Annotated in this window: 9 protein-coding genes; 7 read left to right on the forward strand and 2 right to left on the reverse strand. The window is 66.4% G+C overall.

Going from position 1 to position 12,149, the window contains the following annotated elements; translation table 11 throughout:
* The first annotated feature begins 108 nt into the window (after positions 1-108).
* Both cysN and C6W88_RS03230 read left to right on the forward strand, forming a co-directional pair.
* On the forward strand, positions 109-1,536 hold the full coding sequence (gene cysN / locus C6W88_RS03225) for a sulfate adenylyltransferase subunit CysN (protein WP_108131437.1): 1,428 nt from the start codon (positions 109-111) through the stop codon (positions 1,534-1,536).
* A 274-nt stretch (positions 1,537-1,810) separates the two neighbouring features.
* Positions 1,811-2,062 (forward strand): Rho-binding antiterminator, encoded by a 252-nt coding sequence (locus C6W88_RS03230; protein ID WP_231498472.1) that lies wholly within the window; start codon positions 1,811-1,813, stop codon positions 2,060-2,062.
* Positions 2,063-2,190: 128 nt separating this feature from the next.
* Here the strand turns inward: C6W88_RS03230 and cmoB are convergent, their stop codons facing one another.
* Together cmoB and cmoA are read right to left on the reverse strand one after the other, a co-directional pair.
* A complete protein-coding gene (gene cmoB, locus C6W88_RS03235) occupies positions 2,191-3,195 on the reverse strand; it encodes a tRNA 5-methoxyuridine(34)/uridine 5-oxyacetic acid(34) synthase CmoB (protein ID WP_108131438.1) in 1,005 nt (334 codons plus the stop codon).
* Positions 3,192-3,929, reverse strand: a complete 738-nt coding sequence (gene cmoA, locus C6W88_RS03240) for a carboxy-S-adenosyl-L-methionine synthase CmoA (protein WP_108131439.1) — start codon at positions 3,927-3,929, stop codon at positions 3,192-3,194. Before cmoA ends, cmoB begins: the two co-directional genes overlap by 4 nt.
* Positions 3,930-4,056: 127 nt before the next feature.
* Between cmoA and pgi the strand changes: the two genes are divergently transcribed.
* The 5 genes from pgi (at position 4,057) to serB (ending at position 12,013) form a co-directional block, all read left to right on the forward strand.
* Complete coding sequence (pgi, locus tag C6W88_RS03245; protein WP_045994518.1) at positions 4,057-5,724, forward strand: glucose-6-phosphate isomerase; 1,668 nt, start codon at positions 4,057-4,059, stop codon at positions 5,722-5,724.
* A 91-nt stretch (positions 5,725-5,815) separates the two neighbouring features.
* Positions 5,816-6,454: a YqiA/YcfP family alpha/beta fold hydrolase gene (locus C6W88_RS03250; protein WP_108131440.1), complete on the forward strand. Its 639-nt coding sequence runs from the start codon at positions 5,816-5,818 to the stop codon at positions 6,452-6,454.
* A gap of 55 nt (positions 6,455-6,509) precedes the next feature.
* Positions 6,510-8,390: a DNA topoisomerase IV subunit B gene (gene parE / locus C6W88_RS03255; RefSeq protein ID WP_045994516.1), complete on the forward strand. Its 1,881-nt coding sequence runs from the start codon at positions 6,510-6,512 to the stop codon at positions 8,388-8,390.
* Between the two features lie 88 nt (positions 8,391-8,478).
* On the forward strand, positions 8,479-10,734 hold the full coding sequence (gene parC / locus C6W88_RS03260) for a DNA topoisomerase IV subunit A (protein WP_108131441.1): 2,256 nt from the start codon (positions 8,479-8,481) through the stop codon (positions 10,732-10,734).
* 55 nt (positions 10,735-10,789) lie between these two features.
* Positions 10,790-12,013, forward strand: coding sequence for a phosphoserine phosphatase SerB (serB, locus tag C6W88_RS03265; protein ID WP_108131442.1), 1,224 nt, complete (start codon positions 10,790-10,792; stop codon positions 12,011-12,013).
* Positions 12,014-12,149: the final 136 nt, after the last annotated feature.

The raw sequence follows: 12,149 nt of genomic DNA on the forward strand, positions 1-12,149 counted from the left end.
GCAGCCACGCGCCTTGCTCCAGCCGACAGGGATCGGGAGCGAGGACGCAGATGACAGATCAAGGGCCCGGCGTCCAGCACGACGTCGGGTCACCATCAGGGGTACAGCATGTCTCACCAGTCCAGTCTGATTGCTGACAACATCGAGCAGTATCTGCACGAGCACGAAAACAAGGACCTGTTGCGGTTCATCACCTGCGGCAGCGTCGATGACGGCAAGTCGACCCTGATCGGTCGCCTGCTGCACGATTCCAAGATGATCTTCGACGACCAGCTGGCGGCCATCACTCAGGCCTCCAAGACCAAGGGCACCACCGGCGAAGAGGTGGATCTGGCGCTGCTGGTCGACGGTCTGCAGTCGGAGCGCGAGCAGGGCATCACCATCGATGTGGCCTATCGCTTCTTCTCCACCGACAAGCGCAAGTTCATCATCGCCGACACCCCGGGGCACGAGCAGTACACCCGCAACATGGCCACCGGTGCCTCCACCGCCGGCCTCGCGGTGATCCTGATCGACGCCCGTTACGGCGTGCAGACCCAGACCCGTCGTCATAGCTTCATCGCCGACCTGCTGGGCATCCAGCATCTGGTCATCGCGGTCAACAAGATGGACCTGGTCGACTACTCCCAGGCGCGCTTCGACGAGATCGTCGCCGACTACCGCGCCTTCGCCGAGCAGCTCGACGCCAGCGACATTCACTTCGTGCCGCTGTCGGCGCTCAAGGGCGACAACGTGGTCGATCGCGGCGAGCGCCTCGACTGGTACCAGGGCCCGGCGCTGCTGGAGCTTCTGGAGACCGTGGAGGTCAGCCGCGACCAGAACCTGAGCGACCTGCGCTTCCCGGTGCAGTACGTCAATCGCCCCAATCTCGACTTCCGCGGCTACGCCGGCACCCTGGAGGCGGGCATCCTGCGCCCCGGCCAGGCGGTCAAGGCGTTGCCATCCAACAAGCTCAGCCGGGTCGAGCGTATCGTCACCTTCGAAGGCGATCTTGACGACGCCTACCCGAGCCAGGCCATCACCGTGACCCTGGAAGACGAGATCGATATCTCGCGTGGCGACTGGCTGGTGGCGGCGGACGCGGACATCACCCTGTCCAATGCCTTCGACGCCGACATCGTGTGGATGCACGACGACGCCCTCGAGCCTGGGCGTCAGTACGATATCCGCATGGCCGGGCGCGCCGTGGCGGGACACGTCGATGCCATCCACTATCAGGTCGACGTCAACAGCCTGGAGCGTCATGGCGCCGAGCGACTCGAGCTCAACGCCATCGCCCGCTGCCGGGTGGCGCTGACCGCCGAGGTACCCATCGATGACTACGCGCGGGTGCCTGGCACCGGCAGCTTTATCGTCATCGACCGGCTGACCAACGTCACCGTGGGCGCCGGCATGATTCGCGGTGCGGCCAGTGTCGAAGGCGGCGCTGCCGAGCAGGTCGACTGGGCCGGCTTCGAGCTGGAACTCAACGCCCTGGTGCGCAAGTACTTCCCCCACTGGGAAGCTAAGGACGTGCGCGAGCTGCTCAAGCGCTGACGTCCGGGACCGGCTTCACCATCGTTGGTTCGCTGCAACAGCGGCCCCTGCGCTACGGCGCAGGGGCCGCTGTCAGATGAGCACTGAAAGAGCACAGTAATAGCCGCTTCTCAGTGGCTTGGTTGAACCAGAATGCTAGTGCTTTTCGATGGGTTTAACTCCAACTGCGCAGCCAGATGGTGGCGGGCTGGTGCCTGGGCTAGACCAAAGGCAGGATGCGTCGCGTGTGACGTCATGACGACGTCTTCCATTCCCCCACGGAAGCAGGGAGGGCATGAACATGGTGGCCTGCCATCTCTATGACAATATCGAAATCGCCTGCCTGTACCATTTTCCGGTCAAGCTGTCGCTGCGAGACGGTGACGAGAAGCACGGCGAGGCACTGGATACCGCCTTCAACGAGGATCGCGAGGAGTGTCTGTCGCTGAAGACAGAGCGCGGCGAGCGCATGGTAGTGCTCGACGACATTACCCGCATGGAAGTGCTGGTCGACAACCCCCATTTCATGGTGCTGGACTTCGTGTGACGCGGGTCCGCCCCTGACATAGCCCCTGACACCGCCCCTGACACTGCCCCTGACGACGACGCCCCGCTGACTGGATCAGCGGGGCGTCGTGTCTTATGGGGGCAGGGGGGGCAGGGGGGGGCGCGGGATCAGGCTGGGCGCGTCGCGATCACTACGGCCCGACGTGGGGCCGGGTGGCCTTCTCGGGTCAGGTGGGGGCGTTCAGGGTCCAGGAAGTCACCCAGCGACTGAAAGGTCATCCAGTCGGTGGAGCGCTGCTCCTCCAGGCTGGTGGGTGCTTCATCCACCACCCGAACGTCGCGAAAGCCGACCTTCTCGAGCCAGCCCACCAGGGCGCGTGACGATGGCAGGAAGTAGACATTGGGCATCGCCGCGTAGCGATCGCCCGGCACCAGCACCCGGGTCTCGTCGCCTTCCACCACCAGCGTCTCGAGCACCAGTTCGCCGCCCCGACGCAGGGCGTCGCGTAGCTGTATCAGATGGTCGAGGGGGGAAGGGCGGTGGTAGAGCACGCCCATGGAGAACACGCTGTCGAAGAAGCCCAGGCCCTGGGGCACATCGTCGATGCCCACCGGCAGGAAGTGGGTGCGCCCGCCGTCGGCATCGCCGACGAAGTGCTTGACCGCTTGGAACTGCCAGTAGAAGCGCGGTGAGGGATCGATCACCAGCACGAAGTCGGCACCGGCGCCGGCCATGCGCCAGGCGTGATAGCCGTTGCCGCCACCCACGTCGAGCACCCGTCGACCGCGCAGCGGCGACAGGTGCGGCGCCAGCCGCTGCCACTTCCAGTCCGAGCGCCACTCGGTATCGATCGCGATGCCTGCCAGCCGGTACGGGCCCTTGCGCCACGGCATCAGCGCGCGCAGCAGGTTCTCGCTCTGGCGACGACGACTGTCATCAAGCTCCAGCTCGACCGTGACCTCGTCGCGATCGAGCTGAACCTGGCGCTTGTCGGGCAGCGCCGGCAGCTTGGCCACCGCCTTCTCCCAGGCCGGCAGGTCGCCGTGACGCTGGCGGTCGAGGCCACGGGCGAACTGCTCGGGCAGGCGGGCAAGCCAGTCGCCCATGCCGGCGTGGCGGAAGGATTGCTCGAGAAAGGCGCGGTACACATCGCGCTGATGCTCGGGAATCATTTGAAGGCCACCATGGAGGCGAAATTCAGATACTGAAACCAGGTCAGCGAGCGTGCAAAGCCTACCCGCGCAAGGCGCTGGTGGTGCTGCTCCAGGGTGTCGGGCACCAGCACGTTCTCCAGCGCGTTGCGCTTCTGGCTGATCTCCAGGTCGCTGTAGCCATTGGCGCGCTTGAAGTCGTGATAGCGCTCCACCAGCCAGGCATTGTCCTGTTCGTCACCGGCCTTGATCTTCTCCGACAGGATCAACACACCGCCGGGCTCCAGCGCCTGGTAGAGCTTCTCGAGCACACCATCGCGGTCTTCCGGGGCCAGAAACTGCAGCGTGAAATTCAACACGATCATGCCGCTGGGACGGTAGTCGAGGTGGCGGATGTCGCCTTCGATCACCTCGATGGCGTGGTCGGGGCACTCGTGCTCGAGGGTCTGGCGGGCGCGCTCGACCATCGCCGGGGACAGGTCGACCCCGGTCAGGCTGAAGGCGTCCCTGGGTAGCTGGCCGGCCAGCGCCAGGCCCACGGCGCCAAGCGAGCAGCCAAGGTCATAGACGTGGGCGCCGTGGCGCAGGTGGCGCTCGGCGATCACCCCCAGCATGCCGAGGATCTGGCCGTAGCCGGGGACCGATCGGCGAATCATGTCGGGGAAGCAGGCGACGACCCGCTCGTCGAACGAAAAGCGCGCCACCTTGTCCAGGGGTGTGGAAAAGATGGCGTCACGGTAAGATGCGTCACTCATGGATTGCCAGTGTTGTCGGGCTCGGGGGGAGTGATTGTACGCGCCCCGCGGTCAGGCTGCACGATGAGGCTTGCCGTCGCCGTTCGGCCCAGCTTTGCCCACCAGACAGGGCCCAAGGAGAGGAATCATGCCATCGATCGATCAAACGCCGGCCTGGCAGGCGTTGAAGCAGAAGGCACAGGAAGTCGGCAAGCGGCACCTGTGCGACATGTTTCGCGAGGATGCCGGGCGATTTGCCACCTTCAGCCACGAGGCTGCGGGGCTGAAACTCGACCTGTCCAAGCAGCGCTGGGACCAGCAGACCCTCGAGGATCTGCTGGCGCTGGCCGACGAGGCCGGCGTGCCCGACGCCATCCGTCGCCTGCTGGCCGGTGAGCGGGTCAACGTCAGTGAGGACCGCCCTGCGCTGCATACCGCGCTGCGTCTGCCGCAGGATGCATCTCTGGTGGTCGAAGGCGAGGATCTGGTGCCGGCGGTGCACGCCACCCTGGACAAGATGGCGACCATGGTCGAGCGCTTCCATTCCGGCCAGTGGCGCGGCGCCACCGGCAAGCCGATCCGTGACGTGGTCAACCTGGGGGTCGGGGGCTCCGACCTGGGGCCGCTGATGGTGACCCACGCCCTGGCCGACTATCGCCCGGCGGATACCCATCCGGTCGAGGTCCACTTCGCCTCGACCATGGACGGCTCCCAGCTGGTCGACTACCTGATGCGCTTCGACCCCGAGACCACGTTGTTCGTGCTGTCGTCGAAGTCCTTCACCACCATCGATACCCTTTCAAACGCCAACACCGCGCGGGATTGGCTGCTGTCCCGGCTGGTCGAGGCGCGCCAGGAGGGCGTGGATCGCGAGCTGGTGCTGCGCCAGCACTTCATCGGTGTCTCGGCAAGCCCGGACAAGATGGCCGAGTGGGGCATCGCCTGCGACCACCAGCTCGAGTTCTGGGAGTGGGTCGGCGGGCGCTACTCGCTGTGGGGTGGCATCGGCCTGCCCATCGCCCTGGTCATCGGCATGGACGGCTTCCGCGACTTCCTGGCCGGCGCCCACGCCATGGACGTGCACTTCCAGAAGGCGCCGCTCGAGGACAATCTGCCGGTGCTGCTGGCGCTGGCCGGTATCTGGAACAACAACTTCCTGGATATCCGTGCCCACTCGATTCTGCCCTACGACGGACGCCTGGAATACTTCGCCGCCTACCTCGAACAGCTCGAGATGGAGTCCAACGGCAAGTCGGTGACCAACGACGGCGATATCGTCGACTACTCCACCTGTCCGGTGCTGTGGGGCCAGCTCGGGCCCAACGCCCAGCACGCCTTCTACCAGTTGCTGCACCAGGGCACCCAGGCGGTGGAGTGCGACTTTATTGCGCCGCTGGCCCGCTACGATGACGTCGAGGATCCGGCCACCCGCGAGCACCTGATGGGCCAGCACCGGCTGACGCTGGCCAACTGCTTCGCCCAGTCCCGCGTATTGATGCTGGGCGACGACGCCATCGCCGATGACGGTCCCAGGCCCGAGCACAAGCGCTATCGTGGCAACCAGCCCTCGACCACCCTGCTGCTGGAGCGGTTGACCCCGCAGACTCTGGGCGCGTTGATCGCCCTCTACGAGCACAAGGTGTTCGTCCAGGCCACCATCTGGGGTATCAATCCCTTCGACCAGTGGGGCGTTGAACTGGGCAAGAAGATCGCCAACGAGACCCGTGACATCATCGAGGGGCGCCAGGGCCTGGAGGCGATGGATGACTCCACCCGCGGGCTGATCGAGGCCACCTGGCAAGCCGCGCGGGACTGATGGCCGTTGGCATGAGTGATGGCGATAGCGACAGCGCCCCTGCGGGCGCAGGGGAGGGTCGAAAACTGGCCATTTATACAGGTTTTCCGTTATGCTGAGCCCATCAACAGCGTCGAGTGCTGCCGCAGCGAGCGGCGTGCTCTACCTGCATGGATTCAATAGTGCCGGCGCCTCGCCCAAGGCGCGGCTGATCAAGGCCGCCTGTGCGGAGCTGGGGCTTCCCTGCGAGACCCCGGACCTGTCCTCGCAGGCGGCCGACGCCCTGCGGCTCGCCGAATCGCTGTTACCCCGGCTGGGGCCCAGCCCGATGCTGATGGGCAGCTCCATGGGCGGTTTTCTGGCCACGGTGCTGGCAGAGCGCCATGAGCTGCCGGCGGTACTGGTCAATCCGGCGGTGCGACCGGCCAGGCTGGTCGACACCATGCTCGGCGAGAGCTTCGTCAACGCCTACACCGGTGAGCGTTTCGTGGTCGAGCAGGGCCACCGTGACCAGATCGCCGAGATGACGCCGGAGGTAGTGACCCCCGGGCGCTATCTGCTGCTGCTGGTGACCGAGGACGAGACGCTGGACAGCGCCGACGCCTTCGCCGCCTACCGCGGGGCCAAGGCGATCCTGCATCCCGGCGGCGAGCACGGCTTCAATGCCCTGGCCGACTACCTGCCGGCGGTGTTCGCCCACGGTGGCCACGCCCTGGCGCCCGGGCGAGTGGCGCCGGTACCGGCCGAGTGAGCCGTTCAGTCGACGGCGCAAAGACGATCCCAGTCATCCTGATGATGGACCACGCATGACCCAATACAGTGCCAGTTCGATCGAGGTGCTTTCCGGGCTGGAGCCCGTTCGCAAGCGCCCCGGCATGTACACCGACACCTCCCGTCCGAATCACCTGGTCCAGGAGGTCATCGACAACAGCGTCGACGAGGCGCTCGCCGAACACGCCAACGAGATCCGCGTGGTACTGCGGGACGACGGCGGCATCGAGGTGACGGACAACGGTCGCGGCATGCCCATCGACGTTCACCCGGAGCACGGGGTGTCGGGGATCGAGCTGATCATGACTCGGCTGCACGCCGGCGGTAAGTTCTCCTCGTCGAGCTACCGCTTCTCCGGCGGCCTGCACGGGGTCGGGGTGTCGGTGGTCAACGCCCTGTCGCGACGCCTCGAGGTCGAGGTCCTGCGCGACGGCGAGCGCCACGCCATGGCCTTCGAGCACGGCGACAAGGTCGAGGACCTGCACGTCATCGGCACCGCCGCCAAGCGTGCCAAGGGCACCCTGGTGCGCTTCTGGCCGGATACCAGCTACTTCGATAGCCCCAACCTGGCGGTGGGACGGCTCAAGCACCTGCTGCGGGCCAAGGCGGTACTCTGCCCCGGCCTCAAAGTGGAGCTGGTGGAAGCCGACGGCACCGCCACCACCTGGCAGTTCGCGGACGGTCTGCGCGACTATCTGGCCCAGACCACCGACGGCTACGAGGTGCTGCCGAGCTCGCCCTTCGTCGGTCACTTCGCCGACGACGAGCAGGGGGTGGACTGGGCGATTCAGTGGTTGCCCGAAGGCGGCGACTCGCTGATGGAAAGCTACGTCAACCTGATCCCCACCGCCCAGGGCGGTACCCACGTCAATGGCCTGCGTTCCGGCCTGCTCGAGGCACTCAAGGAATTCTGCGAGTACCGCAGCCTGCTGCCGCGCGGGGTCAAGCTGACCGCCGAGGACCTGTGGGAGCGGGTCGCCTACGTGCTGTCGGTAAAGATGCTCGATCCGCAGTTCGCCGGCCAGACCAAGGAGCGGCTGTCGTCACGCACCGTGGCGGGCTTCGTCTCCGGCGTCGTCAAGGACGCCTTCTCGCTGTGGCTCAACCACCATGTCGACCAGGCCGAGGCGCTGGCCGAACTGGTGATCAGCGCCGCCCAGCGGCGCCAGAAGAGCTCGAAGAAGGTGGCACGCAAGAAGGTCACCTCCGGCCCTGCGCTGCCCGGCAAGCTGGCCGACTGCAGTGGCCAGGACCCGGCCTTGAGCGAGCTGTTTCTGGTCGAGGGTGACAGCGCCGGGGGCAGCGCCAAGCAGGCGCGCAACCGCGAGACCCAGGCGATCCTGCCGCTGCGCGGCAAGATCCTCAACACCTGGGAGGTCGACTCCCACGATATCTACGGCTCCCAGGAGGTCCACGACATCGCCGTGGCCATCGGCGCCGACCCGGCCAGCGCCGACCTGTCCAAGCTGCGCTATCACAAGATCTGCATCCTCGCCGATGCCGACTCCGACGGGCTGCACATCGCCACCCTCCTGTGTGCGCTGTTCGTGCGCCACTTTCCGTCGCTGGTCGACGCCGGCCACGTCTTCGTCGCCATGCCGCCCTTGTACCGCATCGACCTTGGCAAGGAGGTCTACTACGCCCTGGACGAGAGCGAGAAGGCGGCCATCCTGCGCAAGCTGGAAGGCAAGCGCGGCACCCCCAACGTGCAGCGCTTCAAGGGCCTTGGCGAGATGAGCCCGCTGCAGCTGCGCGAGACCACCATGGCGGTAGAGACCCGGCGGCTGGTACAGCTGACCCGGGAGGAGGGCGACGGCACCATGGAGATGATGGACATGCTGCTGGCCAAGAAGCGCGCCTCGGACCGCAAGAGCTGGCTCGAGGACTACGGCAACCTGGCGGATATCGAAGTGTGACGGGCCGCCATCGCGGTGACTTGCACGCAGTGACGCTCCCGGATTTCACGTCGTCGGTTCAGGCGACCAGGATTGAGAACGAGGGATCATGACTCTGGACATTGAGGTGGCGGAGGGCGACGTCGAGCGACTGTCCCTGCGCGAATACACCGAGAAGGCCTACCTCGACTATTCGATGTACGTCATTCTCGACCGGGCCCTGCCCCATATCGGCGACGGCATGAAGCCGGTGCAGCGGCGCATCATCTACGCCATGCGAGAGCTGGCGTTGAACGCCAACGCCAAGTACAAGAAGTCGGCGCGTACCGTCGGCGACGTGCTCGGCAAGTTCCACCCCCACGGTGACAGCGCCTGCTACGAGGCCATGGTGCTGATGGCCCAGTCGTTCAGCTATCGCTATCCGCTGGTGGACGGCCAGGGCAACTGGGGTAGCCCGGACGATCCCAAGTCCTTTGCCGCCATGCGCTACACCGAAGCGCGGCTGTCGAAGTTCGCCGAGGTACTGCTCAGCGAACTCGGCCAGGGCACCGTGGACTGGGCGCCCAACTTCGATGGCACCATGAACGAGCCGGTGGTGCTGCCGGCACGTCTGCCCCACGTGCTGCTCAATGGCGGCACCGGCATCGCCGTGGGTATGGCCACCGACATCCCGCCCCACAATGTGCGCGAGGTGGTCGAGGCCACCTGCGAGGTGCTGCGTAATCCCGGCGTCACCACCGCCGACCTGATGGCGCACCTGCCAGGCCCGGACTTTCCCACCCGGGCGGAGATCATCACCCCGCGCGCGGACCTTCGAAAGCTCTACGAGAGCGGTCGCGGCAGCGTCAAGATGCGCGCCCGCTACGAGCAGGAAGAGGGCCAGGTGGTGATCACCGCGCTGCCCTACCAGGTCAGCGGGGCCAAGGTGCTGGAGCAGATCGCGGCGCAGATGCAGGCCAAGAAGCTGCCCATGGTGGCCGACCTGCGCGATGAGTCGACCCACGAGGAGCCGACCCGTCTGGTGATCGAACCGCGCTCCAACCGGGTCGATATCGAGTCGCTGATGGCGCACCTTTTCGCCACCACCGACCTCGAGAAGAACGTGCGGGTTAACCTGAACGTGATCGGCCTCGACGGCCGCCCACGGGTGATGCCGCTGCCGGAGCTGCTCGGCGAATGGCTCGACTTCCGTCGCACCACGGTGCGCCGTCGCCTCGAGCACCGGCTGGGCAAGGTCAACGATCGCCTGCATCTGCTCGAAGGCCTGTTGATCGCCTACCTCAATATCGATGAGGTGATCCGCATCATCCGCGAGGAGGATGAGCCAAAGAGCGCGCTGATGGCGGCCTTCGGTCTGACTGACCGTCAGGCCGAGGCGATCCTGGAGCTGCGCCTGCGCCACCTGGCCAAGCTCGAGGAGATGAAGATCCGCACCGAGCAGGACGAGCTCGAGGCGGAGCGCAAGCGTCTTGAAGAGCTGCTCGGCAACGAGGCAGCGATGACCGACCTGATCGAGCAGGAGCTGCGCAAGGCCGCCGAGGAGCACGGCGACGAGCGCCGCTCGCCGATCGTCGAGCGCGAGGAAGCCAGGGCGCTGTCCGAGGTCGAACTGGTGGGCGCCGATCCGGTGACGGTGGTGCTGTCCGAGAAGGGCTGGATTCGTGCCGCCAAGGGCCACGACATCGACCCCTCCGGGCTATCCTACAAGGCCGGCGACGCCTTCCACCTGGCCGCGCGAGGCAAGACCAACCAGCCGCTGGTGCTGCTCGATGACACCGGCCGGGCCTATACCCTGCCGGCCCACCAGCTACCCAGTGCCCGCGGCCAGGGCGAGCCGGTCACCGGCAAGGTCAATGTGGTGGCCGGCGCGCACATGGCCGGCGTCATGCTGGCACCGGGGGACGCCCGCTTCCTGCTGGCCTCCGACGGCGGCTACGGCTTCGTCGCCCGGCTCGAGGACCTGACCGGCAAGAACCGTTCCGGCAAGGCGGTGCTGAGCCTGCCCAAGGGCTGCAACGTGCTGCCCCCGGTGGAGCTGCCGGCGGCCGAGGAATTGACCGTGGCCACGGTCTCCAACGAAGGCCGACTGCTGCTGTTCCCGCTGGAACAGTTGCCGGAGATGTCCAAGGGCAAGGGCAACAAGATGCTGGATATTCCCGGTGCTCGGGCGGCCCGGCGCGAAGAGTTTGTGCGCGGCCTGGTGGTGCTGGCGCCAGGGGATACCCTGGTGGTGCACGCCGGCAAGCGCAAGCTGTCGCTCAAGAACGGTGAGCTCGACTACTATCGGGGAGATCGCGGACGGCGAGGCAGCAAGCTGCCTCGCGGGCTGCAGAAGGTCGACCGGCTCGAGCGCCTCGAGGCGTAACCCTTACGACGGTACGGCGCCCGCCGGTTGCTGCGGGTGCCCAAGGAACACAACCATGACACGACGAATCCTGATGCGCGCCACCGGCCGGGCCCGGCCCGGCCAGCTGGCCGGCCTGGGGCGGATCCTGGCCCGCAGCGGCGCGCGCCTTCTGGACATCAACCAGAGCGTGACCTTCGGTATCGTCTCGCTGGAGGCGCTGGTAGCGCTTGACCACGAGGCCGACCTGGAAGGCGCCCTGTCGGGCGCCGGTGATGAACTGGGCCTGGACGTCCAGGCGATCCAGATCAGCGCCGAGGAGTACCATCGCTGGAGCGAGACCGCGAGTCAGCCGCGCCTGATCATGACCCTGCTGGCGCCGCGACTGCCTGCCGGCATCCTGGCCGAGGTGGGCGCGCTGACCGCCGAGCACGGGCTGACGGTGGAGTTGATCCATCGCCTGTCCGGGCGCGAGCCGCTGGACGGCGAGGCACCGGCCCAGGGTAGCTGCGTCGAGTGCTGGCTGCGCGGCGAAGACGTCGACCTTGAGTCGCTGCGCGAGAAGGCGCTGGCGCTGGGCGCGACCCACGGGGTCGATATCGCCCTGCAAGAAGACTCCATCTGGCGCACCCACCGTCGCCTGGTGTGCTTCGACATGGACTCGACCTTGATCAAGGCTGAGGTCATCGACGAGCTGGCGCGCCGCCACGGGGTCTACGACGAGGTCGCCGAGGTTACCGAGCGGGCCATGCGCGGTGAGCTCGACTTCCAGCAGAGCTTCCGTGAGCGCATGGCCAAGTTGAAGGGCCTGGACGAGTCGGTGCTGGCCGAGATCGCCGAAGAGCTGCCGCTGATGGACGGGGTGGAACAGTTGATGGCCCAGCTCAAGCGCTTGGGCTACCGCACCGCCATCCTGTCCGGCGGCTTCACCTACTTCGCCCGCCATCTGCAACAGCGGCTGGGCTTTGACGAGATCCACGCCAACGAACTGGTGATCGAGGACGGCAAGGTCACCGGCGAGGTACGCGAGCCGATCGTCGATGCCGATCGCAAGGCCGCGCTGTTGCACCAGATCGCCCAGCGCGAGGGGATCGCCATGGAACAGACCATCGCCGTGGGCGATGGCGCCAACGATCTCAAGATGCTGGCCGCCGCCGGACTCGGTATCGCCTTTCGCGCCAAGCCGCTGGTGCGTGCCCAGGCCCGTCAGAGCATCTCGACCCTGGGGCTTGACGCCGTGCTCTATCTGATCGGCTATCGCCAGGCGGATCTGTCCTGCCAGGCACCGGGCCACGACTAGTTCGGACGTCATCGCTGCCTGGACGCGATGTTTACTTCTACTGCAAGGGAGCCCAGGGCTCCCTTTTTTTGTGTCTCCCATTCCCGCACGGTGCCAGCGAGCCTGGACGTTGTCGCGAACCTGGTAGCGACATGGC

Origin of the sequence: Halomonas litopenaei, assembly GCF_003045775.1 — a bacterium.
Lineage (GTDB): Bacteria > Pseudomonadota > Gammaproteobacteria > Pseudomonadales > Halomonadaceae > Halomonas > Halomonas litopenaei.

What these genes read in the sequence shown, in the direction of transcription:
- serB (WP_108131442.1), top strand. Translation starts at nt 10,790, where the DNA reads ATGACACGACGAATCCTGATGCGCGCCACCGGCCGGGCCCGGCCCGGC.
- cysN (WP_108131437.1), top strand. Translation starts at nt 109, where the DNA reads ATGTCTCACCAGTCCAGTCTGATTGCTGACAACATCGAGCAGTATCTG.
- C6W88_RS03230 (WP_231498472.1), top strand. Translation starts at nt 1,811, where the DNA reads ATGAACATGGTGGCCTGCCATCTCTATGACAATATCGAAATCGCCTGC.
- cmoB (WP_108131438.1), bottom strand. Translation starts at nt 3,195, where the DNA reads ATGATTCCCGAGCATCAGCGCGATGTGTACCGCGCCTTTCTCGAGCAA.
- parC (WP_108131441.1), top strand. Translation starts at nt 8,479, where the DNA reads ATGACTCTGGACATTGAGGTGGCGGAGGGCGACGTCGAGCGACTGTCC.
- pgi (WP_045994518.1), top strand. Translation starts at nt 4,057, where the DNA reads ATGCCATCGATCGATCAAACGCCGGCCTGGCAGGCGTTGAAGCAGAAG.
- cmoA (WP_108131439.1), bottom strand. Translation starts at nt 3,929, where the DNA reads ATGAGTGACGCATCTTACCGTGACGCCATCTTTTCCACACCCCTGGAC.
- parE (WP_045994516.1), top strand. Translation starts at nt 6,510, where the DNA reads ATGACCCAATACAGTGCCAGTTCGATCGAGGTGCTTTCCGGGCTGGAG.
- C6W88_RS03250 (WP_108131440.1), top strand. Translation starts at nt 5,816, where the DNA reads ATGCTGAGCCCATCAACAGCGTCGAGTGCTGCCGCAGCGAGCGGCGTG.